This window comes from Serratia sp. AS12 (genome assembly GCF_000214195.1).
Classification (GTDB): domain Bacteria; phylum Pseudomonadota; class Gammaproteobacteria; order Enterobacterales; family Enterobacteriaceae; genus Serratia; species Serratia plymuthica.
Window position 1 is genome coordinate 3,532,883 of record NC_015566.1, and the last position, 22,248, is coordinate 3,555,130.

At 55.6% G+C, this 22,248-nt stretch carries 21 protein-coding genes, 1 tRNA gene and 1 pseudogene; 5 read left to right on the plus strand and 18 right to left on the minus strand.

Annotated features, from left to right (window positions below):
- Nucleotides 1-19 precede the first annotated feature (19 nt).
- The gene (locus SERAS12_RS16525; RefSeq protein WP_041416220.1) at nt 20-1,555 is read left to right on the plus strand and encodes an MFS transporter; all 1,536 of its coding nucleotides are present in this window, start codon (nt 20-22) and stop codon (nt 1,553-1,555) included.
- A 10-nt stretch (nt 1,556-1,565) separates the two neighbouring features.
- Here the strand turns inward: SERAS12_RS16525 and SERAS12_RS16530 are convergent, their stop codons facing one another.
- Entirely contained in the window at nt 1,566-2,753 is a 1,188-nt protein-coding gene (locus tag SERAS12_RS16530; protein WP_013813731.1) for a sugar transporter, read from the minus strand.
- A 315-nt stretch (nt 2,754-3,068) separates the two neighbouring features.
- Here SERAS12_RS16530 and SERAS12_RS16535 point away from each other — a divergent pair, with 315 nt between their 5' ends.
- Nucleotides 3,069-3,755 carry an aspartyl/asparaginyl beta-hydroxylase domain-containing protein gene (locus SERAS12_RS16535; protein WP_013813732.1) on the plus strand — a complete coding sequence of 229 codons (687 nt, stop codon included), beginning with the start codon at nt 3,069-3,071 and terminating at the stop codon, nt 3,753-3,755.
- A 39-nt stretch (nt 3,756-3,794) separates the two neighbouring features.
- Here SERAS12_RS16535 and SERAS12_RS16540 read toward each other — a convergent pair whose 3' ends face one another.
- The 5 genes from SERAS12_RS16540 to SERAS12_RS16560 form a co-directional block, all read right to left on the minus strand.
- Complete coding sequence (locus SERAS12_RS16540) at nt 3,795-4,511, minus strand: ABC transporter ATP-binding protein (protein WP_013813733.1); 717 nt, start codon at nt 4,509-4,511, stop codon at nt 3,795-3,797.
- Complete coding sequence (locus tag SERAS12_RS16545) at nt 4,508-5,383, minus strand: ABC transporter ATP-binding protein (RefSeq protein WP_006319836.1); 876 nt, start codon at nt 5,381-5,383, stop codon at nt 4,508-4,510. Before SERAS12_RS16545 ends, SERAS12_RS16540 begins: the two co-directional genes overlap by 4 nt.
- Nucleotides 5,380-6,666: a high-affinity branched-chain amino acid ABC transporter permease LivM gene (gene livM, locus SERAS12_RS16550; protein WP_004946910.1), complete on the minus strand. Its 1,287-nt coding sequence runs from the start codon at nt 6,664-6,666 to the stop codon at nt 5,380-5,382. The genes SERAS12_RS16545 and livM overlap by 4 nt, the downstream gene beginning before the upstream one ends.
- A gap of 10 nt (nt 6,667-6,676) precedes the next feature.
- A complete protein-coding gene (locus SERAS12_RS16555; RefSeq protein WP_004946913.1) occupies nt 6,677-7,591 on the minus strand; it encodes a branched-chain amino acid ABC transporter permease in 915 nt (304 codons plus the stop codon).
- 159 nt (nt 7,592-7,750) lie between these two features.
- Complete coding sequence (locus SERAS12_RS16560) at nt 7,751-8,869, minus strand: branched-chain amino acid ABC transporter substrate-binding protein (RefSeq protein WP_004946915.1); 1,119 nt, start codon at nt 8,867-8,869, stop codon at nt 7,751-7,753.
- 487 nt (nt 8,870-9,356) lie between these two features.
- Here SERAS12_RS16560 and SERAS12_RS16565 point away from each other — a divergent pair.
- A tRNA-Asn gene (locus SERAS12_RS16565) sits at nt 9,357-9,432 on the plus strand.
- Nucleotides 9,433-9,497: 65 nt separating this feature from the next.
- On the opposite strand, the pseudogene SERAS12_RS25750 reads toward SERAS12_RS16565, so the two are convergent.
- The 4 genes and pseudogenes from SERAS12_RS25750 to SERAS12_RS16580 all read right to left on the minus strand — a co-directional run.
- Nucleotides 9,498-9,723 (minus strand): annotated as a pseudogene (locus SERAS12_RS25750) (zincin-like metallopeptidase domain-containing protein); the annotation flags it as partial.
- A 258-nt stretch (nt 9,724-9,981) separates the two neighbouring features.
- Nucleotides 9,982-10,293 carry a hypothetical protein gene (locus tag SERAS12_RS16570; protein WP_013813734.1) on the minus strand — a complete coding sequence of 104 codons (312 nt, stop codon included), beginning with the start codon at nt 10,291-10,293 and terminating at the stop codon, nt 9,982-9,984.
- Nucleotides 10,294-10,498: 205 nt separating this feature from the next.
- Complete coding sequence (locus tag SERAS12_RS16575) at nt 10,499-10,825, minus strand: hypothetical protein (RefSeq protein WP_013813735.1); 327 nt, start codon at nt 10,823-10,825, stop codon at nt 10,499-10,501.
- A 632-nt stretch (nt 10,826-11,457) separates the two neighbouring features.
- Nucleotides 11,458-12,366: a LysR family transcriptional regulator gene (locus SERAS12_RS16580; protein ID WP_013813736.1), complete on the minus strand. Its 909-nt coding sequence runs from the start codon at nt 12,364-12,366 to the stop codon at nt 11,458-11,460.
- 99 nt (nt 12,367-12,465) lie between these two features.
- On the opposite strand from SERAS12_RS16580, the gene SERAS12_RS16585 reads away from it, so the two are divergent.
- Nucleotides 12,466-12,861, plus strand: coding sequence for a carboxymuconolactone decarboxylase family protein (locus SERAS12_RS16585; RefSeq protein WP_004946930.1), 396 nt, complete (start codon nt 12,466-12,468; stop codon nt 12,859-12,861).
- 111 nt (nt 12,862-12,972) lie between these two features.
- Here the strand turns inward: SERAS12_RS16585 and SERAS12_RS16590 are convergent, their stop codons facing one another.
- Entirely contained in the window at nt 12,973-14,163 is a 1,191-nt protein-coding gene (locus SERAS12_RS16590; protein WP_013813737.1) for an MFS transporter, read from the minus strand.
- 3 nt (nt 14,164-14,166) lie between these two features.
- Entirely contained in the window at nt 14,167-14,439 is a 273-nt protein-coding gene (locus SERAS12_RS26280; RefSeq protein WP_143760036.1) for a hypothetical protein, read from the minus strand.
- On the opposite strand from SERAS12_RS26280, the gene SERAS12_RS16595 reads away from it, so the two are divergent.
- On the plus strand, nt 14,407-15,309 hold the full coding sequence (locus SERAS12_RS16595) for a LysR family transcriptional regulator (protein WP_013813738.1): 903 nt from the start codon (nt 14,407-14,409) through the stop codon (nt 15,307-15,309). The two genes, SERAS12_RS26280 and SERAS12_RS16595, sit on opposite strands and share 33 nt — an antisense overlap.
- A gap of 347 nt (nt 15,310-15,656) precedes the next feature.
- On the opposite strand, the gene hutH is transcribed toward SERAS12_RS16595, so the two are convergent.
- The 6 genes from hutH to SERAS12_RS16625 all read right to left on the minus strand — a co-directional run bounded on the left by hutH (nt 15,657) and on the right by SERAS12_RS16625 (nt 22,120).
- Nucleotides 15,657-17,201, minus strand: a complete 1,545-nt coding sequence (hutH, locus tag SERAS12_RS16600) for a histidine ammonia-lyase (protein ID WP_013813740.1) — start codon at nt 17,199-17,201, stop codon at nt 15,657-15,659.
- The gene (locus SERAS12_RS16605) at nt 17,198-18,082 is read right to left on the minus strand and encodes an ABC transporter substrate-binding protein (RefSeq protein ID WP_013813741.1); all 885 of its coding nucleotides are present in this window, start codon (nt 18,080-18,082) and stop codon (nt 17,198-17,200) included. Before SERAS12_RS16605 ends, hutH begins: the two co-directional genes overlap by 4 nt.
- A gap of 34 nt (nt 18,083-18,116) precedes the next feature.
- On the minus strand, nt 18,117-18,824 hold the full coding sequence (locus SERAS12_RS16610; protein WP_013813742.1) for an ABC transporter permease: 708 nt from the start codon (nt 18,822-18,824) through the stop codon (nt 18,117-18,119).
- A complete protein-coding gene (locus SERAS12_RS16615) occupies nt 18,821-19,471 on the minus strand; it encodes an ABC transporter permease (RefSeq protein ID WP_013813743.1) in 651 nt (216 codons plus the stop codon). Before SERAS12_RS16615 ends, SERAS12_RS16610 begins: the two co-directional genes overlap by 4 nt.
- 4 nt (nt 19,472-19,475) lie before the next feature.
- A complete protein-coding gene (locus SERAS12_RS16620) occupies nt 19,476-20,570 on the minus strand; it encodes an ABC transporter ATP-binding protein (RefSeq protein WP_013813744.1) in 1,095 nt (364 codons plus the stop codon).
- A gap of 311 nt (nt 20,571-20,881) precedes the next feature.
- The gene (locus tag SERAS12_RS16625; protein WP_013813745.1) at nt 20,882-22,120 is read right to left on the minus strand and encodes a multidrug effflux MFS transporter; all 1,239 of its coding nucleotides are present in this window, start codon (nt 22,118-22,120) and stop codon (nt 20,882-20,884) included.
- Nucleotides 22,121-22,248 lie beyond the last annotated feature (128 nt).

A 22,248-nucleotide genomic window follows, 5' to 3' on the forward strand; every position in this document is an offset into this window, starting at 1 on the left:
TATGTGCAAGATGAAAACTATGACGCAGATAACCTCCACCGCAGACCGCATTGAGATTCGGGTATGGCTGCAATTGCTGGCCGCCTGCCTGACCGGCATTCTTATTCCTTTGAGCTTCACCGGCCCGGCGGTGGTGCTGCCTTCCATCAGCCACTCGCTGGGCGGCACCGCCGTACAGCTGAGCTGGGTGGTTAACGGTTATATCCTCACCTATGGCAGCGCGATGATGGCCGCCGGCAGCCTGACCGACATTTATGGACGCAAGCGCGTCTGGCTGATCGGGCTGGGTGCGTTCACCCTCCTGACCCTGATGATCCCTTACACCCCCTCGGTAGTGGGGATAGATATCCTGCGGCTGGCGCAAGGTCTGGCCGGCGCGGCCGCGTTCGCCGGAGCCATGTCGTCGCTGGCGCAGACCTTCCACGGGCCGGTGCGTACCCGGGTATTCAGCCTGCTGGGCACCACGTTCGGCATTGGCCTGGCTTTCGGGCCGCTGGCATCCGGCTGGCTGGTGGTTACGGCAGGCTGGCAATGGGTGTTTATCGCCACCGCGTTGATTGCCGTTGTGGGGTTTGCACTGGTGCTGTTCGCGGCCATCGAGTCGCGCAATCCTCATGCGGCGGGGTTGGATTGGCCCGGCGCGATCAGTTTCACCGCTGCACTGACATTATTCACCTACGCGATCCTGCTCGCGCCGGAAAACGGCTGGCGCAGCCTGTCGGTAGCCGGTTCATTATTGTTATCCCTGGCGGTGTTTATTGGCTTCGTGCTGATTGAACGGCGGGTGGCGCGGCCCATGCTCGATTTGACCTTGTTCCGCAGCCCCCGCTTTATTGGGGTTCAGGTACTGGCCGCCTCACCGGCATTCTTTTTTGTGGTGCTGATCGTCATGCTGCCGGGGCGCTTTATCGGCATTGACGGGCAGAGCGCATTCGAGGCCGGCAAAACCATGATTGCCCTGGCGGCACCGTTGCTGATAGTGCCCTTTATCGCGGCACTGTTGGCGCGGCGCTTTACCTCTGGCCTGCTCTCCGGCGTCGGGTTGCTGTTGACCGCCGCAGGATTGGCCTGGCTCGGTCATGGGTTAACGGAAAATAGCGGTAACGGCCTGATAGTACCGATGCTGTTGATCGGTACCGGTATCGGCCTGCCCTGGGGATTGATGGATGCGATGGCGGTCAGCGTGGTGGAAAAAGAGCGGGCGGGTATGGCTACCGGTATTTTCAACGCGGTACGTGTCTCAGCCGATGGCATCGCCATCGCGATTGCCGGCGCGGTGCTCGCCTTGCTGATTCAGGGCGGCCTGCTTGACGCACTGTCCGGCGCTGTCGGTACGCACTCCATCACCGAGGCGGCCAACCGCGCGGCGCTGGGCGATCTCGACCACGCCGCCGCATTGCTGCCCGGCCAACGCCGGCTAACGCTGCAGATCTATGATCAGGCGTTCCGCACCCTGCTTTATCTGCTGGCAGCCGGCGCGGCTGGCACCGCATTGCTGGTGTTTATGCTATTGGGCCGTTTACATGCGCATGACGGCGCGGCACAAGAAAGGTAAACGCCAGCCGTCAGGCCCGGTGCTGCGATAAACGCTCGCTGCGATAGAAGCTGAACAAGCACCAGCCCAGAGCAATCAGCGCCAACGGTGCGCCGACAAAGCCGATATTGCCCATGCCCAGGTGCAGGCTAACCTGATTGCCCAACAGCGCACCCGCGCCGATACCGAAATTGTACAACCCGGAGTAGATAGACATCGCGACGTCGGTGGCATCTGGCGCCAGGTTCAACACCTTGGCCTGCATCGACAGGCCAATCGCCATGATCGCCACGCCCCATACCGCAAACAACAGCGTCAGGTGGGTTTCGTCACCGGAGGCTGGCAGCAGCAGCAACAGGCTCACCATCAACAATGCGATGGCACCGATGAAAAAGCCCGACGGGAAACGTTCGCTGAAACGGCTGAACAACAGGCTGCCGAAAATGCCGGCGGCCCCGAACAGCAACAGCATCAAGGTGGTGAAGTTTTCCGACAGCCCGGCCACGGTCTGGATAAAGGGTTCGATATAGCTATAGGCGGTAAAATGCGCCGTCACCACGATAATGGTCAGCATATACAGGCGAACCAGCGCGGGGCGCTTAAACAGGACCGGCACGCTGGCCAGTGAACCGGAATGCTCGCTTTTCAGTACCGGTAGCAGACGCCACAGCAGCGCCAGCGCGAAAGTGGCGCAGACCGCGATGCCGATAAAGGTCATGCGCCACCCCAGCAGTTGGCCGACGATGCGCCCCAACGGCAAGCCAAGCACCATCGCCAGTGCGGTGCCGCCCGCCAGCATGCTTAACGCGTGCGCTTTCTTGCCCGCCGGCGCCACGCGAATCGCCAGCGAGGCGGTGATCGACCAGAATACCGAGTGAGCCAGCGCGACCCCGGCGCGGGAAATCACCAGCGTGGTGAAGTTCCACGCCACGGCGGTCAACACATGGCTGGCGATAAACAGAACAAACACCCCGATCAGCAGTTTACGGCGTTCAATCTTGCTGGTCAGCAGCATGCACACCAGTGAGGCGGCAGCGACGATCCAGGCGTAAATCGTGATGATCAGGCCAACCTGCTCGGTTTGCATCGAGAAGCTTTGGGCGATATCGCTCAATAACCCGACCGGAATAAACTCGGTGGTATTGAAGATAAAGGCCGAAATGGCGAGGACAACCACGCGCAACCAGGCGGTCGAGCGCGAGACGTGGGTGTGTTCCATATTTAACGGGGTCCGGACAGAGGCGAGCAGTAGCGATATTTTAACCAACCGCCGGTTAAAATGCGATATGCGTCACATTTTTATTGTGCTGTATTTTTCGACAACATGCTCAGGCCGGCACCTGGTTTGCTGCCGAACAGGAACACCCATTGTCGGTAAATCTGCCGGACCGCTCCCCCACTTCACCCTGCCTGTCTCAGCACAGGCCGCTACCACTCCCGCATGGCGAAATGCTGTGCTAATCTGTTGAACTCATACCTTTTTTCTCACAGTATTTGATCGCCCGGCAGTCGCACCTTATTTAACGAGGACACCATGTCATTTATCTATGATTGGGCAGTGCTGCGGTTACGCGGTATTTACGATCGCCGCATCTCCGGCGCGCCGGTGCTCGACAGCGATCGCCTGTTCCCTGACGCACAACGTTTTACCGCAGCCTGGCCGCAGATACGTGACGAGGCACTGAGCGTTGCCCAGGATCTGCGCAATATCCCGCGTTTTCACGAGATCATGAGCGAGCAGGCGTCAATCTCCGCCAACGACGCGCGCGACTGGCGGATGTTTATCATGCAGGCCTATGGCCAGCCGATAACCCGCAATCTTGAACGCTGCCCGACGCTTGCCGAATTGATCGCCACCTCGCCGGATGTGCTTTCCGCTTCACTGTCTTTCCTGGCGCCCGGCAAACAGGTACCGGCGCACCGTGGCCCGTTTCGCGGTATTTTGCGCGGTTATCTGGTGCTGTCGATGCCCAAACGGGCCGACGGCGTTCCCGCTGCGGTGCTGAAAGTCGATGGGCGCGAATACCGGTTGAACGAGGGGGAATTTATGCTGTGGGACGATACCTTCGAACACGAAGTGTGGAACGACAGCGAGGAAGTGCGCACCGTGCTGCTGCTGGATATTCGCCGCCGCGATTTGCCCGCCGGCCTGCGTTTGTTGTCCAGCGGCATCATCGCGCTGGTGCGGCTGAACGTACGCTGGATCCAACGCCAGTTCTGAATCGATGGCCGGGAGCCTCCTGGCCCCCGGCGTGACGGTTCAAATCCCGCCCAGATAGGCTTTCCTCACCTCCTGATTGCTCAACAACTCCGCACCGCTGCCGGTCAGACGAATTTGGCCGTTGACCATCACATAGCCGCGATCGGACAGTTTCAGCGCATGGTTGGCATTTTGTTCCACCAGAAACAGCGTCATGCCGCCACGGGTCAGCTCGCGCAGAATACTGAAGATCTGTTTGACGATAATCGGCGCCAGGCCCAGGCTCGGCTCATCCAGCAACAGCAGCTTCGGCCGGCTCATCAGCGCACGGGCGATGGCCAACATTTGCTGCTCGCCGCCGGACATGGTCATCGCCCGCTGGTTGCGCCGCTCCTTCAGACGCGGGAACAGATCGAACATGCGCTGCAAATCTTCATCCACATAGCGGTTACCCAGGGTAATGGTGCCCATCAGCAGATTTTCCTCCACGCTCATATCCGGGAAAATACGCCGTCCCTCGGGGGCCTGGGCGATGCCGCTGCTGGCAACGTAGTGGGTGGAACGCCGGCTGATATCCTCGCCGCGAAACAGAATCTGCCCGCCGCTGATACGCGGCTGACCGAAGATTGACATCAACAGCGTGGATTTCCCCGCGCCGTTAGCGCCGATCAGCGCGACCGTTTCCCCTTCGTTCACCTGCAGCGACACCTGCTGCAACGCCTGGATCGGGCCATAAAACACGTCTACGTCGCGAAACTCCAACATCGCATTGCTCATCCCGCCAGCTCCTCTTCGTCTGCGCCAAGGTAAGCGGCGATCACCGTGTCGTTATGCTGAATTTCTTTCGGCGTGCCTTCGGCGATCACGTCGCCGTGATCGAGCACGATCACCCGATCGGAGATCTCCATCACCATGCCCATATCGTGTTCGATCAACAGCACCGTAATGCCGTGATGCTGGCGCAGAAAACGGATAATGCGGCTCAGCGTCGCCGTCTCCACCGGGTTCAGGCCGGCGGCCGGTTCGTCGAGACAAATCATCTCCGGCGTGGTGCACATGGCGCGGGCGATCTCCAGCCGCCGCTGCTGGCCGTAGGACATCTCCCCCGCCAGCCGGTTGGCGCAATCCGTCAGCTCCACCACCTCCAGCCAGTAGAAAGCGCGGTTCAGCGCGTCGTTTTCCGCCCGGCGATAACCGGGTGTATTGAGCACGCCGGCGATCAAATTGCGGTTGCTCAGCATGTGCTGGGCCACCAGCAGATTCTCCACCACCGACATTTCGCGGAACAGCCGGATATTCTGGAAGGTGCGCGCCAGCCCGGCACGATTGACCAGATGGGTGCCGCCGAACATTTTATAGTAGACGCGCGAACCGAGCCGCTTTGGGTTAACCCAGTCGCCGGCGCGGAATTTCTGCCCCAACACCTGGATAACGTCGGTCGGCCGCTTATGGGTGTTGAGCAGGATCGCGCCACCGGTGGCGCGGTAGAAGCCGGTCAGGCAGTTGAACACCGTGGTTTTCCCGGCACCGTTAGGGCCAATCAATGCGGTGATGGAACCGCGTTCAACCGACAGATTCACGTCGTTCAGCGCCTTGATGCCGCCAAAATGCATCATCAGATGCTCAACCCGCAGGATAGCGTCGCTCATGGCGCCACCCCCTTGCGCGGCGCAAAGCTGGTGCGGCTGATACGGACCAGCCCGCGCGGCCGCCAGATCATCATCGCCACCATCAGCACACCGAACAGCAGCACCCGGTATTCGGCAAAGCTGCGCAGCAGCTCCGGCGCCACCGTGAGCACAAACGCCGCCAGCACCACGCCGATGGTCGACCCCATGCCGCCCAGTACCACGATCGCCAGGATCAACGCCGACTCAAAGAAGGTGAACGACGTGGGATTGACAAATCCCTGGTAGGTGGCGAAAAACACCCCGGCGAGCCCGGCGGTAGAAGCGCCCATCATAAAGGCCGACAGCTTCACCAGCACGTGGTTCAGGCCAAGCGAACGGCAGGCGATTTCATCCTCGCGCAACGCCTCCCAGGCGCGGCCAATCGGCATACGCGTCAGCCGGTGTTTGATGTACAGCACCAGCAGCACCACCAGGAACAGCACCGCATAGATAAAAATAAACTTCAGGTTGGGGTTGTAGGCAATACCGAGGAATTCGTGGATCGGCACGCCGCCGTCCTTAGCCCGCCGACCAAACTCCAGGCCGAAGAGAGTCGGGGCCGGAACCGAAATGCCGTTCGGCCCGCCGGTCAGCGACATCCAGTTATTCAGCACCAGCCGGATGATTTCACCGAACCCCAGCGTGACGATCGCCAGATAGTCGCCGTGCATGCGCAACACCGGGAACCCCAGCAACGCCCCTGCCAGCGCCGCCATCAGCGCCCCCAGCGGCAGCATCGCCCAGAACCCCAGCCCGAGATACTGGTAGCCCAGCGCCAGCCCGTAGGCGCCGATGGCGTAAAACGCCACGTAGCCCAAATCCAGCAGCCCGGCCAGCCCAACCACGATGTTCAGCCCCAGCCCAAGCAGCACGTAAATCAGCCCCAGTATCGCCACCGTCAACAGATATTTGGTGGCGACGAACGGGAACAACAACGCAATCACCGCCATCAGCGGGATTATCCAGCGCAGGCTGGTCTTGGCCCCTATCGGCCGGACATACACCCCGTCATTGCCGCCGTCGAACCGCGCCAGTACCTTGCGCCCCGGTGCCGTTTGCAGGAACAGGCTCAGTAGCAGCCGCCCGGCCATCACCGCGGCAATAATCCACACCAGCCGGCGCGGCTCAAAGTTAAAACTGTAGCCGTTCAGTACGATGCCGACGATCGGCCCGAACACGATCAGGGCGATCAATCCGGCCAGCACGGCGTCCAGCAGGCTGCGTTTCACGTTCAGCCCTTGGTGAACCACTGTTTGCGACATAGTTTACCCCTCAAACCTTAGCGACCATTGGCCGTCCGAGCAGGCCCTGAGGGCGGAAAATCAGGATCACCACCAGCAGCCCGAAGGAGAAAACGTCTTTGTAATCCGAGTTCACCATACCGGCGAACTGCGCCTCCGCCACGCCCAACAGCAGGCCGCCCAACATTGCGCCGGGCAACGAGCCGATGCCGCCCAGCACCGCAGCGGTAAAGGCTTTGATGCCGATGATAAAGCCGACGTAGAAATCGAAGGTGCCGTAGTTCATGGTGATCAACACCCCCGCCAGCCCGGCCATCGCGGCGCCAATCACGAACACCAGGGATATCACCCGATCGGTGTTGATGCCGAGAATCGACGCCATCTTGCGGTCTTGCTGAGTAGCGCGGCAGATGCGCCCCAGCCGGGTGTGCTGGATCACGTAGGTAAGAATGGCCATACCCAGCAGGGACGCGACCAGAATAAACACTTTGGTGTAGGTAATCTGGATTACCCCGCCGTCAAAACCGATGCGGAACACGCCATCCAGCAGCGTCGGGATCCCTTGTTGCCGTGGCCCCTGGCTGATTTGCGCGTAGTTTTGCAGGATCAGTGACATGCCGATGGCGGAGATCAATGGCGCCAGGCGGGTGGAATTGCGCAGCGGTTTGTAGGCGATGCGCTCGATCACCCAACCGTACACGCCGGTGATCACGATAGTAAACACCAGCGTGCCGAGGATCAGCAGCGGGAACGAGTGCAAACCGAAGAATGACAGCAGCGCCAGCCCGATGGCGCACAGATAGGCGGAGATCATATACACCTCGCCGTGGGCGAAGTTGATCATGCCGATAATGCCGTAAACCATGGTGTAGCCAATGGCGATCAGGCCATAAACCGCACCGAGCGTCAGGCCGTTAATCAGCTGTTGCAGGAAGAAAACATCCATAATTTGCAGTCTCGCCTGGAGGGGCCGCAAACGAAGTCCGACGCGGCCCAAGAAAGTATCGGAACGGATCCGCCCAATGCGCGGATCCGTAACCAGTATTTCTCCAATGGATTTCAAGTTGCAGCCAACAACGCTGCCGCTTGAAAGACGCAGGAGATATTAGAGTTGGTGATATTTCCCTTTGTCGTCCCACTGATAGACCACGTAGTCCGATACTTTCAGGTCGCCCTTCTTATCCCAGGCCTTTTTGCCCATCACGGTATCCACGTCGTGCGATTTCAGCCATTCGCTGGCCTTGGCGCTGTCTTTGCCGCCGGTCGCGTTGAAGGCGGCGGCAATCGCCTGGATGGAAGCGTAGGAATAGAGGGTGTAACCTTCCGGCTCAAAACCGCTGGCGCGGAACTTGGCGATGACCGCCTTGCCTTCCGGGATTTGGCGCGGATCGTTGCCGAAGGTCATCAGCACACCGTTGGTGTACTGCGGCCCGCCGGCAGCGGTCACCAACTCTTCGGTCACCACGCAGTCACCGGAGAAGAACTTGGCGGTCACGCCCTGCTCGCGCATCTGGCGCACCAGCGGCCCGGCTTCCGGATGGCAGCCGCCGAAGTAGACCACGTCCGGTTTGACCGAAGCGATTTTGGTCACCAGCGCGTTAAAGTCTTTTTCACCACGTGACAGCCCTTCATACAGCACCTCTTTCACGCCACGCTTGTTCATCTCCGCCCTGGCGGCATCCGCCAGCCCCTGGCCGTAGGTGTCTTTGTCGTGGATCACCGCAATGCGTTTGGCTTTCAGGGTGTTCAGCATGTAGTTGGTGGCGATAACCCCCTGCTGATCATCACGGCCGCACATGCGGAACATGTTGGCCATGCCGCGCTCGGTAATTTGCGGGTTGGTGGAACCCGGGGTGATGGCGATGATGCCAGCCTCGTCATACACCTCAGAGGCAGGCATGGTGGAGGATGAGCAGAAGTGGCCGACTACCGCCGAAACCTTGTCCTGATCGACCAGACGGTTGGCAACCGCCACCGCCTGTTTCGGTTCGCAGGCGTCGTCGCCCTGCACCAGTTTGATTTTTTCCCCTTTGATCCCACCGGCAGCGTTGATATCCGCCGCCGCCTGCGAAGCACCGCGCCAGTACTGATCGCCATAGGTCGCATTCGGCCCGGAGAAGGGCCCGGCAACGCCGATAACGATATCGGCCTGAGCATAAAAAGCAGAACCTAAACAACCGATAAGCAGAGCAGCGAGCGGACTTTTAATGAATTTCGATGACATTGTTGTTTTCCTCAGCACTGTTTTAGCAGAACGCCCAAAGGCGCGGAGCAATCACTTTATGTGTAGACGGGGAAAATAATTTGCGCGAGAGCGCAGTCGCATTACCCGCATTTAGGTAAGCAAAAATCCAGCCATTGTGACGGCCAATACATATTTTCTGATTATTCATCCTACATATCAGTGGGAAAATGGGGGCGATCGCTGGCATCAGGGGGCTGAGCGGGACCTATGCGCTAACCGCGCAGAGGAATTTTTTTGGCATTCAGGCCAGTCGGGAATACCCTTTCACACACTCGCACCATAAACGTGCAATCGCCGGTGCAAGGACAATGGCAGGAATTTTCTGATGACAAACCCCGCAAATGAACGGGATGAGTGCTGAAAAACGACGCAACATGCTCATTCTGACAGCAAACGCGCTTTTTCCTCACTTTAGTGCTTTGACAAACCCACGGCACCCCGCTATTATTCGCCCCGTTCACACGATTCCTCTGTAGTTCAGTCGGTAGAACGGCGGACTGTTAATCCGTATGTCACTGGTTCGAGTCCAGTCAGAGGAGCCATATTAGAGAAGCCCGCTTAAGGAAACTTAAGCGGGCTTTTTGCTTTTGATGTCACTTGATCTGTCTCAAACTGGGTTCTTATCCATCAAATAACGATGCGCTTTTGACGCCGCGCTGGCGACGTTGAAAATATAGCCTTTGTCGTTCTTTAAATGCTTTCAGCCAGGAAGCAATATCACTTTCATGCTGTCCCTCTCCAACAATGCCCAAATCCGCCACAGGGAACGCGCTTCCCAACTCGGCAATGAACACCTCAAACGCATACCCTTCACGGCCAAACTTGCCTGTAATTCCACGGCTAAATCGGTTTTTACCCACGTGTAAGTCGCACCATTCACTTTTAGAGATCTTCCGACATACTGATTATTAGCCGACAATCTGATCTCAGGCCTGATTTAACACAATGCTCACCACATAATTTCATAATAAAATTCAATAAATTATTATGTGATTGTTAGTCATCAGGGATGTTGACTGAATAACCTTGCAAAGCTGGAGGCGTTCGACGAGTTGTCCCCTCATTGGCCGCTTAATGTGAAAGAACCTTTTTTAGTGCCCCCATCCCTTGCCATAGCTATCAAAGATGAAGGTTGTATCCGTCCTAATATTCCCGCCCGGGAACTGTAGTCGCTTTTGAGTCTGGGTATGAAATTCAAGCCCTTTTGTCTCCTGTTTAATACCGTTTCCTTTACCGGAACTACTCAGCAGCGGAATAGGCTCCGATGCTAAAATGTTATTCACGCCAGTTTGCACATCTAAATCGCATTTATCCCAGGTATTTTGAAGGATCTGAATCCTCACTTCATAGGGCTTGTTGCCCATTCCTATAACCTGATATTTTTTGTCTATATAATAAGCCATCGTTTACTCTCCAACACTTTTCTGATTAAAATTAACCTGCTCATTCTGTGCAGATAACGACGATTCACTCAGGAATGCCGGACTTGCGGAATTCATAGGTATAAGTGTTCTGTAAAACATAGCGGAAAAATAATCGATTCTATATCCAGGGACTTATCAGCATTTCTAATCTGATAATTCCCTTTAGTATAGATTTTTATCTAAATTACTCAATCAACACGATAGCAAACCCAATTATAGTGGTACCAACGGCATCATACGTCGCAATCTGGCCGTTTGGAGCGAAGGAAACAAACGGATTTCCCTGACCGGAGCTACCGAGCACAGCATGTCCATGTGGCGTTACGGCCAAGGCATCACTTGGGACACCAATTTCATTAAGCGGCGGAGTCGTTCTGGACTGCGCCACCGGATAATCGCCGCTGTTCCAACTAGTGGTATGCCATTTCCCGTCACTTCCCAGCCATTGAACTGAGAAATTAAACACATACCCACCTTTATTATTTACTGTAATTTTCTGTACTTGCCTCATAGCATTCACCTGTATTTTTCATTATTTAATAAAAGTACATTTATTTATGCAGTGGCATGAGTTTATAGCTCGTGCTTCACTGAAGCGTATCAGAGTTATTTTATTTATCAACAAATCCACACTTAAATTATTAATTACCAAGCTCATTAAATAACGTAAAATAATAATAATAATTTAAAATTAGGACGTGTCTATTAATTGCATGACCTCTGGTAAAACAGTTAGATAAAGGAGGGAATGGAAAAGTGTGGGGTAATATTTTATGCCGCCATAGCTGACGGATATCCGAGTTACGCCAATTTGGCCATCGATAGGTAGATTAAGAGCACGCTATTTATTTGTAATGCACACATTAAAAAAACACTGCAAGTCATGTAACGACATTAACTATCTCTATCGTAACTGCAAGAACTCACTCAGCACCTGACAATTAAATGTCAAATCGCTCTTCATTTTCATTAACAAATGAAAAACGGAGTGTACGAATGGCTATTTTAATGTTTTTAAATTAAAACCATAAAGTTTATATTATTTCATTTTAATATATATCAATTGTAATTTAAAAACCTCGCTTTATTTGATAGTTAAAATCATGCTCAGTATTATTGGACATTACTCTTCAGCGATAAGCGCTACCCCTTGTGAAGAACGAGTGTCTCCTTAAAATGCTGCAGCAGAAAATCGACATATAGACGGATTTTCGGCAACTGCTGGCGGTCAGCAAACGTAAGAATATGCACCTGTCTCGCCAAGGGTTGATACTCCGGCAGCAGAGGTATCAGCCTGCCCTGGCGCAAATCCTCGGCCAGCAACACCTCCGGTTGCATTAAAATTCCCAGCCCATTTAACGCTGCGTTGCGCAGGGCCTCGCCATTATTGACCGCCATAACGATATTGACCGGCACTTTGATTAGTTTACCGCCTTGCTGCAGTGACCATTCACTGCCCGCCAGTGGGTGGGCAAACCCCAGGCAGCGGTGCTCGATCAACTCTTCAGGGTGAACAGGCGTACCCGCGCGCTCCAGATAGGCGGGAGAGGCACAGATGACCGATCGATACGCAGCCAGCCGGCGGGCGACCAACGAATTCACATGCTCCAGTTCGCCCACTTTAATCATGACGTCGATCCCCTCCTCCGCCATGTCCATCGTCTTGTCACTCAGCACCAGATCCAACGTCATCTCAGGCCAGGTGGTGAGAAACCGTGCAGTGACCGGGGACAGTGCATGTACCCCAAATGAAACGGGGCAAGCCACCTTCAACCTTCCTCGTGGGCTCTGGTGCAATGCCAACGCGACCGACTCCGTATCCTCAATATCGGCTAAAATGCGCCGACAACTCTGATAATAAGCACTTCCGAAGTCAGTCAGGCTGTGCCTGCGCGTCGTTCGGTTCAGCAGGCGAACGCCGAGATGTTTTTCCAACGCTTTAATGTGCAGCCCGACCATAGTGCCGCTCAGTCGCATTTCTTCGGCAACCGCACTGAAACTGCCACGCTCCACCACGCGCACAAACACCGACATGCTTTCCAGTTTGTTCACAATTACCAAGTTTTTCTTGTTAAAGATTAAACTATAACGCTGTTTATCAACTCCTGTTAGCGAGTTTTAATTAAACCTCACTCAGACAGGAGAATGAAAATGGTGACGAATCCAGAGTTGCGCGAAAGGGGTTTAGCGTTGTTTACCAAGTTGTATGGTGATGGTGCCGGGGAAGCATTACGCCAAGATATGGCCGATCTATGCCCCGACTTTACAGATATTTCAATAGAATGGGCAATGGGCGGCATCCTTTCACGACCCGGCCTGGACGCCATGACGCGGGAGCTGGTCGTGGTCGCGTCCTGCGTCACCCTGGGCCATACCGTTCCGCAACTGCGCGCGCATACTCAGGCGGCACTGAATGCCGGGGCCAGTCGTGAACAAATTATTGAGGCCATCCTGCAATTGTTGTTTTATGCCGGGGGTGCTGCGGTACGTAATGCGTTGGTTAATGTGCGCGATATTCTGAACGCGCCAGCGCATAGCGGAAAATAAACTCCGACCTGAACAAGGTATGCATGTGGAGCCCCCTCAATCTTTCCCCATCGGCGCCAGCAAGGCGCCCTCTTTAAGCATCAAAAAAAGCCTTTCCGTTTGCTGATGACGTCACCGCACAAAGGCTCTTTTGCTTTTTGCCCCCAACATTTGGAACAGCATCCAAACTATTCCCAGCACTACCACGCACGCCCCTACCCATGCAGTGCTCGCCAACCCCGTGATTTCCAATGCAATCCCTCCCAGAATAGAACCTAAAGCAATGCCGCCGTTAAACCCGGCGATATTCAGGCCCGCCGCCACTGCGGGTGCCTGTGGCGCATGTTCATGAGACAAGCCAATCACCCGAGTCTGAAGCGCAGGCACCGCTGCGTAGGTCAAAGCGCCAAGCAAGCCGATAAGTATCGCCATGAGCGCGACCGATACGGCTGACGCCCCGATGGCAAGCAATACCACGGCCAGCCCAACCAATATGATCATCACTGCATAATCCGCACCTTTGCGGTCAGTCAGGCGCCCGCCCCAAACGTTCCCGATTGCCGCCATCACGCCGTATCCGAGCATCAATAAACTGCCGGTACTTTCATGGACCTTAGTGACGTGCAACAAGATGGGCGAGATATAGGTATAAAGAGCGAACGAACCGGCGTAGGCCAATACGGTAATACCGGCGCCGGCCAGGAGACGCGGATTAAACATCGCCTTAAGGCCGTCCAGGGCGTTGGCCTGGTTCGAGGCATCGTTGTGGTCAGTCGGCATGAGCAACAGCAGGCCCAGAAAACCCATCGCACCGCTGACGGCAACAGCCATGAAAATCACCGGCCAATTGAAAAGACTGCCGAGATAAGTCCCCAAAGGCACCCCAAGGGCCAAAGCCAGCGTCAGGCCGCCAAAAACGACAGCGACAGCGAGGCCAGCACGATCACGCCCTACCAACTGCGTCGCTACGCTGGAGGCCACGGCGAGAAACACGCCGTGGCCCAACCCTGAAGCGAAGCGAGCGACCAGCATCGGCGTCAACGAATCCGACAGGCTCACGATGGCATTGCCCAGGGTAAACAACGCCATCGCTACCAGTAACAATCGCTTTCTTGGCCAACGCGTGGCAAGCGCAGTCAAACCCGGCGCGCCAATCACCGCCCCCAAAGCATAGGCCGTCACCGCCGTCCCTACCTGGCTGACGCTGGTATGAAGATCTTCAGAAATATTGGACACCAGACCGATGGTGACGAACTCGGTGAACCCCAAAGCGAAGGCACACAGCGCAAACACGTAAATAACGAAAGGCGTACGTTCACTCATACTTTATTCCCCCCCATCGGCATCCGTTACTTCTGTCGACCCTTTTCTGTCATGAGGGGTCAATACGAACAAAATGCGTTTTGTCATTTCTTGATTCCTTTGAAATAAATGCGCGTGGCCCCGGCCATCACCTTGAGCAATACAGACCGGGCTAACCTCATCAAAGTCCATCTTGGATGATTTGATTTGCACTTCAAAGTGTCTAAAATCGACAAACACTTTCTCCAAAAAAGGCCAAATCCATTGCGCAATGACGATCTCGCCGTCTTTTTGCATGTGGTCGACCGCCATAGCTTTTCCGCTACGGCACGAGACCTGCAAATTTCCCCGAAGGCTGTCAGCAAACAGATTGCGAGGCTGGAAGGCGCGCTTGGAACCACCCTGTTTGAAAGGAATACGCGTAACTTACGCATTACGGACGAGGGTCGCGCCATTGCGGAAAGGGCCCGTGTAGCCTTATCCGTGCTTGATGAAGTTAAAGAATTGGCTCGGGGCGGCAGTCAGGAACTGACCGGTAATATACGTCTGACCGCCCCAGCTCCCTTCGGGCGGAAATTTGTCGCGGCGGCGATCACGGACTTCAGCCGGTTACATCCCAGAGTGGGGTTTGATTTACGCTTGTCTGATCAAATTCAGGACCTGTATAGCGGTGATTTGGATCTGGCAATACGCATGGGGGAATTGGCCGACTCAAGGCTGCTTGCTCGCCGGGTGGCCGATAACCGCCGTATCCTGGTCGCGTCCCCCGCCTATATCAAAGCACATGGCAGCCCTCAAAGCCCCGAAGCGCTGAAAAACCATAACTGCCTGGTGTTTGCCTACCCAGGATTATTGCAAAACACCTGGCGGATACAAAAAAATGGCCTTGAAGAGGCGATCGTTATCGATGGCACGCTAAGCAGCGATAATGGCGACGTGTTACATGAATGGTGCCTTGCCGGGTTGGGCATTTCCCTGCGTGAAACCTGGGACGTTCACGAAGAATTACGCAGCGGCCATCTGATACGCGTACTGGCCGGCTGGGAGGGCGTAGCATCGAAGATAAGTCTCGTCCGGGCGCGAAGAGAACCTGTACCGCACAGACTCACCGCCTTCAGTGATTTCTTGCTTGAACGGTGGCGGCGAGCGCCCTGGGATGACGCCTGACTGCGCAGTGCCTATCGAATCGGCTCAAAGCAATCCACAGGATGCAGCAAAAATGTCGCGGACGATGAATGCAGAATACGGCAATAGCCGGTTATTGATCATCTCTCGTCCGCATCTTTATATTCTGGTGCAGAACGTGCGCGGTTCTCATACATAACTCGGTAGGTATAGCGATTGCACCTGGCGACATGCCGGAAGCCACCTGTTCGGCTATCGAATATCTTGAATCAGGTGGCACACTCCGCCAGCAAGAACACCAGCATCACGATTCTACCCAGGACTTCTACGCACGCAGGAGAGGTTCAAACACCTTGCCCCTTTCAGTGGCCGTGAATGGGTTGGCGTACTCATGCCGAACCTCCGTGAGCGGGTTCGGGAAAGATAAGCGGTTCAAGCGCCCGGTAAATATCCCCGTGTTTGACCAACAGCCGGATGGCCAGCATATCCGGATACATTTCTTCATCGCTTTGTCTGAACGCCACCCGCTGACGCACCAACGAAAGCACCCTTTCGGTGCCCGTGGACGCCCGCAACGGCCGGTAAAACTCCACCGCCTGCGTGGCGCACAATATTTCTATCGCCACGATATCGATGGCATTTTCGACGGCATCGATGGCATTACGCGCCGCCGTGACGCCCATAGAAATGTGATCCTCCTGTCCCGCGCAGGTGGACACGGTATGCACGCTGGCCGGTGCCGCCAAGGCTCGGTTTTCCCCTGCCAGCGCGGCCGCAGCGTAAGGCGGGATCATCATTCCTGAATGCGCCCCACCGTCCGCCACTAAAAAGGCCGGTAAGCCGCTGAGATGACTGTTGGTCAGCCGATCGGAACGCGCCTGCGAACCGGTACTGAGCTGGGCAATGGCGATCGCCAGCGCATCGAGACACAACGCAACCGGGGCGCCATGCCCGTTGCCGCCCGGCAGCACATTCAGTTCCCCGTCTTCAACCATAAACACCGGATTGTCAGTGACAGAATTGACCTCGGTGGTCAGGGTTTTCTGGCAATAACTCAGCACATCACGCACCGCGCCATGCATTTGCGGGATACAGCGCAGGCTCAAGGCATCCTGAACGCGGAAATCGCGGTATCTGTCCAGGATCTCGCTGTCACGCAGCAGGCAGCGTAAAATCCGCGCGGTTTCCTGCTGCCCGTCATGCGGCCTCAGGGCATGCAAGCGGGCGTCATAACCACGGATATTCCCTTTGAGCACCTCCAGGCTCATGCCTCCGGCGGCGTCCGCCACCGGGATGAGTTCCCGGAAAGCTTCCGCTGCCAGACACCCGAGCGCCGTAATTTCGTAGGTGCCGCTGACCAGCGCATGGCCTTCGCGCGGGCCGGGAATACGCAGGGCAATGCCCGCCCGCTTCAGCGCTTCGCGGGCAGGCAACAGCTCGCCCTGATAGTACGATTTTCCATAACCAAACACCGACAGTCCGATGTGCGCCGTGGCAATCAGATACCCGACCGACCCCTTACCGGGCGACCACGGGATCACGCCCTTATTGAGCATATCCGCCATGGTCAGCACCAATGCCGGGCTGACGCCGCTGAAACCCTGTAACAGGGATTTAATCATCACCGCCATCATCGCGCGCACTTCATGCTGTGCCAGTTCTGGCCCCACCCCGCACGCATGACTTTTCAGCATATTCAGTTGCACATCAGAGATTTGTTCCGGCGATAACCGCTGCGTGACCAGATCGCCCACGCCGGTGGTCAACCCATAAATCACTTTATTTTCGGCTATCGCCTGTCTGATTTTCTCGTGCACAATCTCCATGCCGTCTAACGCTGGCGGTGAGAGCAACACCTGTGCGCCGTAAGCAATATCAACGATGTCGCGGATCGAGGTTTCAGCCGTGCCTAAGGTGACCGGTTGCGTCCTCATTTATTCAGACCGTGTTGAGTCAGCCATTCTTTCGCTACCGCATCGACGCTTTCGAAATTCGCCAGTTTGCCGTTCATCACGATCAAATCGCTGGTCGTCAGCTGTGCGGAGACGGCTTTGAGCGTGGTTTCGACCACATCGCTGGCTTTGTCTTTCGCAATCAAGGGCACGATATTTTGCGCAGGGAACAAGTGTTTGGAATCTTCCAGCGCCACCAGATTTTTGGTTTTAATGGCCGGATCGGTTGAGGTCATATCCGCCACCTGGATCTGATTGTTGGTCAGCGCAGACAGCGTCAGCGGGCCGGCAACATCAAGCACCTTAAAGTTTTTGAAGGTCAATCCGTACACTTCGCTCAACCCTCTCACGCCCTCACGGCGGGTTTTCCATTCTGCCGGGCCGCCCAGCACCAGCGTTTTGGCGACCGGAGCCAGATCGCTGATGTCTTTCAGGTTGTATTTCTTCGCGGTTTTTTCCGTTACTGCCAGTACATCGCGGTCCTGCGCAGCTGAAATATCCAGCATCTTGATTTTTTCCGGCAACGCTTTGGCCAGCGCCGCGGCCACATCTTCGGAAGAGTGAGCCTGTGTTTTTTCGTCGAGATAACTCAGCGTGGCACCGCTGTATTCAGGGATCAGGTTGATGGAACCGTCGAGCAACGCGGGCATGTAAACCTCACGGCTGCCGATATTGAGTTTGGTTTCCACTTTGACGTTTTTAGCGGCCAGCGCCTGCTCGTAAATAGTGGCAATCAGTTGGCTTTCCGGGAAGTCTGCGGAACCGATGATAAGGGTTCCACTGGCATCAGCAGAGAGAGCCACAGGAGCATGCACCACGGCGGCAGAAAACAGGGCAACGGCAAGCAGATTTTTCAATTTCATTTTTATCAGACTCCGGAATGAGTGAGTAGATGATTCAGCTATTCGATAAAGGCAGTGTTTTTTTACGGCGGCGTTCACGCTGCCGTATACCTGGTGATACCGTGAAACGAATTAAAAAAGAGAAAAATACATCGACCAGTAACGCCAACATTCCTACCATAAAAGCCCCCGCGACCATCTGCGGATAATCGTTCTGCGCACGGCCATCAATAATAAGACGCCCTAACCCGCCGAGAGAAACATAAGCCGCAATGGTGGCGGTCGAAACGATTTGTAATGCCGAGCTCCGGATGCCGGATAATATCAGCGCCAGCGCACAGGGGATCTCAACGGTCAGCAGTAATTTCCACGGCGAATACCCCATGCCAATGGCTGCGTCAATAATTGCCGGATTAATTGCCCGAATACCGGAATAAACGCCCATCATGATCGGCGGTAATGCCAGGATAATCAGCACTATCAGGCAAGGCACAATAAAGGCCAGATCGGATTCAAATACCGGCCCGAAAAGAATGACCAGTAAGATGATCAACCCGAAGGAAGGCAGCGCACGCATGGCATTCGCGCTGCCGATTAATAACGTCGCGCCTTTGCCGGTATGCCCGACATAACATCCCACAGGAAACGCGATAATCACCGCAACAAACAAGGCTTCGATGCTGTAAACCAGATGCTGGAAAATCAACATCAACAGTCCGTCGTCATTGAGCCAATGACCAGGGTCGAGCAACCAGTTAATCATTTCGCATTCCTTTTCGGTTGCCAGGCGGTGATTTTATTGCCGGTGCGCAGCACCAGATTATCCAGCAGCAGCGCCAGCACGATGCACAGGAAAATACCGGCGATAATCGGCGTCAGAAAATGCAGTTGGAAACCCTGGGTAAATAACGCCCCCAGTTGCGGCATCCCGACCAGCGCCGAGATGGAAACAATACTGACATTCGACACCACCACCACGCGCATGCCGGCGGCGATCACCGGCACCGCCAGCGGCAGTTCGACACTCAGAAATCGCTGTAGCGGCCGATACCCCATAGCCACGGCGGCCTGATGCGTGTCTTGCGGGACAGAATCCAACCCGTCGCAAACCGTGCGAATCAACAGCGCGAAGGCATACAGCGTCAACGCCACAACGACATTGACGGCGTCCAGAATTTTGGTGCCGAGCAGCCCCGGTAACAAGACAAACAGGGCCAGTGAGGGAATGGTATAAAGCAGCCCCAACAGATTAAGAATGCCGTCCTTAAACTTCCCGCAGCGGTGAAGTAAACCGCCCACCGGAATGGCCAATGCCAGCCCGATCAAGACAGGAATGATGGACAGATAAACGTGCCAGCCGAGTAACGTCACTATATTTTCCCGCTGCTGAAACAACCAGTCAAAGCGCATGGCATTACCTCTCGGCGCGGGAGTGAGAAAGCGAAAATACCTGTTCGATATTCGCCGTGCCGATGAAGCGTTGTTGTTCATCGACAACAATACCGCGCTGACAGGGAGAACTTAATACAGAATCCATTAACTGCCGCAGCGTGCCATTTTTTGGCGCAAAGGTGCTGCCAAGATTAATGTCTTCCGCCTCTACCGTGGTTTTGTTTTGCTGCACATCATACCAGCCGACCGGGCAATCATTTTCCACCACCAGCACCCAGGACTCATGCCCTGCCACTAAGCGGGCTTCGCTGACCGACATTCCCGGCGCAATGACTTTCTCTTTAGCCAGCGCAATATCTTCAGGGATCATGTCAAAAGAAAGCTTGCGGTATCCGCGATCGCGGCCGATAAAATCGGCGACGAAAGCATCTTCAGGTTCGTTCAATAATTTGACCGGCGAGGCAATTTGCGCCAGACGCCCTCCGGGACGAAAAACCGCCACCTGATCGCCTAATTTCATCGCTTCATCAATATCATGGGTAACCATGATGATCGTCTTGCCGATTTCACGCTGTAAACGTAAAAACTCCTCCTGCAACTGTTCACGAACCACCGGATCGACGGCGCTGAAAGGTTCATCCATCAGCATGAATTCAGGGTCGGAAGCCAGTGCGCGGGCGACACCGACCCGCTGCTGCTGGCCGCCGGACAACTGCCACGGATAACGTTCCGCCATCGCCAGCGACAGCCCGACCAGCTCCAGAAGTTCCAATGACTTTTTACGCGCCGCCGTGCGCGTTGCCCCGTTAAGCAGCGCGGTGACGGCGATGTTGTCCTGCACCGTTTTATGCGGAAACAGACCGGCATTCTGGATCACATAGCCAATCTTGCGGCGCAGTTTGACCAGGTCCATCCCTGCCGTCGGTTGTCCGTTGAGCAAAATACTCCCCGAAGAAGGCTCGATTAGCCGGTTGATCATGCGCAGTAACGTGGTTTTTCCGCAGCCCGAAGGCCCGACCAGCATGGTGATTTTGCCTGTCGGCGCACTGAACGACAGCCTGTCTACGGCCACCGTGCCATCGGGGTAAAATTTGCTGATGCTCTCAAATGAAATCATTACGTTTCCTGCCCCATTACGGACTGTTGTTAACCGTCGCCTGCCTTTCATCTATTCGCAGACCCGATATGTACTAACCTGTATGTACAAGCTAGCAAGCAGGATGCCAACTTACCAAAACAGGGTGATACCGGCGGTTTTAGGGGGATGGGCTGTGCCGAGAGGAAAAAATGAACAAAAGAGGGCATCTCTTGCCCCAAAAAAAACCACTCGCACCATTAAGGTGCTTGCAGGGGGGCAGAGAGAGGGCCTGCACCCGGATTACCGTTGAGGATCCTTGCCGATGCAGGCTTGCCAAAAATGACGGGTTTTTACGAAGACGATGCCGTTAATTTTCCCCGCAGCAGAAACAATAACAGTGCGATCAGACAGGCCGTTGCCTGTATGCCCCCCAGCGTTGTGACCGCGGGGAACGTCAGCACCGAGCCGAGCCAGGTTGTGATTGCCGCCGCCCCCATCGTAAGAAAACCCAGTAATGCGGATGCCAGGCCGGCCTGTTTCCCGAAGGGCCCCATGGTGATTGCCGTTCCCAATGGATTGGCCAACCCCATTCCCCAGAGATACAGACTCATGGACAAGGTATACCAGGCCAAGCCTGGAGTTTCCGGCCCAATCAGCAACAGGCTTCCCCCCAATAATGCGGTGAAAATACCTCCCGAGGTAATGACTTGCGGGCCATAGCGGTGCGCAAGGCGCGGTGCCGCCATCCCTGCGGCAAAGACCACGAACACGGTGGCGGCAAAATACAGCCCGGCCTGTAGCGACGACAAGCCTATCCCGTTCATCAAAATGGCGGGCGCGGCACCGAAAGAGGCAAACAATCCGCTCATCAACAGGCTCATCGACAATGCCGGAAGTATAAATTTCCCCTCCACCAGCAGCCTGCCGTACGCGAATATCACACTCGGCATCGAGTGCGGTGCGCGACGCTCAGCAGGATGCGTTTCCCCCAGCACATTGACGTAAAATACGGCGACAACGAAGGCGGCAATGCCCACCAGTATGAAGATCGCTCGCCAGCCCAACGCCGTAGTCAGCACGCTCCCCACCAACGGCGAGAAGCCCGGTGCGGCAGCCGCTGCGATCATGGTCAGCGACAACGCGCGCGCCAGCGTTTCGCCTTCAAACAGATCACGCGCAATGGCGCGGGCTAAAACCGCTGCCGCGCATACGCCCAACGCCTGGATGATGCGCCCGACGATCAGCGTTTCCAGCGAACCGGCGAGACCGCCTACCACCGTACCCACGATGAATATTGAGAGTCCCCCCAACACCAGCTTCTTGCGTCCGTATCGGTCAGCCAGCGGGCCGACGACCAACTGAGCCAGCGCGAAGGTGATAAAAAAGCTGGAGAGCGTCAGACCAAGCTCACGCGCTGACACCCCAAGCTGCTCGCCGATATCCGGAAACGCAGGAAGGATAATGTTGGTGGACAGTATGCTAATGGCAGAAAGGCCGGCCAGTAACGCGACGATTTTACCTGTTAGTTGCGGGCCTTCGGCCGAAGGGATAGCCGCCCTCATTTCAGTGGGCGTGTTTTCTGTACTCATGGTAATCCCTCGCCGGGAGTGGCCGGCGCGTAAACACCCTCAGCCTTCATCATCGGACCCTTTCGTTTTGCGGTAAACGTCTACCGACACGTCAGGGCTTTGTGGCCATAACGTGTCGGTAGGTTATT

Bases quoted from the DNA above. Each gene is read 5' to 3' on its own strand.
- SERAS12_RS16575 (WP_013813735.1), bottom strand. From the start codon at position 10,825: ATGAGGCAAGTACAGAAAATTACAGTAAATAATAAAGGTGGGTATGTG.
- SERAS12_RS16615 (WP_013813743.1), bottom strand. From the start codon at position 19,471: ATGCGCTTTGACTGGTTGTTTCAGCAGCGGGAAAATATAGTGACGTTA.
- SERAS12_RS16610 (WP_013813742.1), bottom strand. From the start codon at position 18,824: ATGATTAACTGGTTGCTCGACCCTGGTCATTGGCTCAATGACGACGGA.
- SERAS12_RS16555 (WP_004946913.1), bottom strand. From the start codon at position 7,591: ATGGATGTTTTCTTCCTGCAACAGCTGATTAACGGCCTGACGCTCGGT.
- hutH (WP_013813740.1), bottom strand. From the start codon at position 17,201: ATGAGGACGCAACCGGTCACCTTAGGCACGGCTGAAACCTCGATCCGC.
- SERAS12_RS16560 (WP_004946915.1), bottom strand. From the start codon at position 8,869: ATGTCATCGAAATTCATTAAAAGTCCGCTCGCTGCTCTGCTTATCGGT.
- SERAS12_RS16625 (WP_013813745.1), bottom strand. From the start codon at position 22,120: ATGAGTACAGAAAACACGCCCACTGAAATGAGGGCGGCTATCCCTTCG.
- SERAS12_RS16590 (WP_013813737.1), bottom strand. From the start codon at position 14,163: ATGAGTGAACGTACGCCTTTCGTTATTTACGTGTTTGCGCTGTGTGCC.
- SERAS12_RS16540 (WP_013813733.1), bottom strand. From the start codon at position 4,511: ATGAGCAATGCGATGTTGGAGTTTCGCGACGTAGACGTGTTTTATGGC.
- SERAS12_RS16605 (WP_013813741.1), bottom strand. From the start codon at position 18,082: ATGAAATTGAAAAATCTGCTTGCCGTTGCCCTGTTTTCTGCCGCCGTG.
- SERAS12_RS16620 (WP_013813744.1), bottom strand. From the start codon at position 20,570: ATGATTTCATTTGAGAGCATCAGCAAATTTTACCCCGATGGCACGGTG.
- SERAS12_RS26280 (WP_143760036.1), bottom strand. From the start codon at position 14,439: ATGCAAAAAGACGGCGAGATCGTCATTGCGCAATGGATTTGGCCTTTT.
- SERAS12_RS16585 (WP_004946930.1), top strand. From the start codon at position 12,466: ATGGTGACGAATCCAGAGTTGCGCGAAAGGGGTTTAGCGTTGTTTACC.
- SERAS12_RS16535 (WP_013813732.1), top strand. From the start codon at position 3,069: ATGTCATTTATCTATGATTGGGCAGTGCTGCGGTTACGCGGTATTTAC.
- SERAS12_RS16570 (WP_013813734.1), bottom strand. From the start codon at position 10,293: ATGGCTTATTATATAGACAAAAAATATCAGGTTATAGGAATGGGCAAC.
- SERAS12_RS16545 (WP_006319836.1), bottom strand. From the start codon at position 5,383: ATGAGCGACGCTATCCTGCGGGTTGAGCATCTGATGATGCATTTTGGC.
- livM (WP_004946910.1), bottom strand. From the start codon at position 6,666: ATGTCGCAAACAGTGGTTCACCAAGGGCTGAACGTGAAACGCAGCCTG.
- SERAS12_RS16530 (WP_013813731.1), bottom strand. From the start codon at position 2,753: ATGGAACACACCCACGTCTCGCGCTCGACCGCCTGGTTGCGCGTGGTT.
- SERAS12_RS16525 (WP_041416220.1), top strand. From the start codon at position 20: ATGACGCAGATAACCTCCACCGCAGACCGCATTGAGATTCGGGTATGG.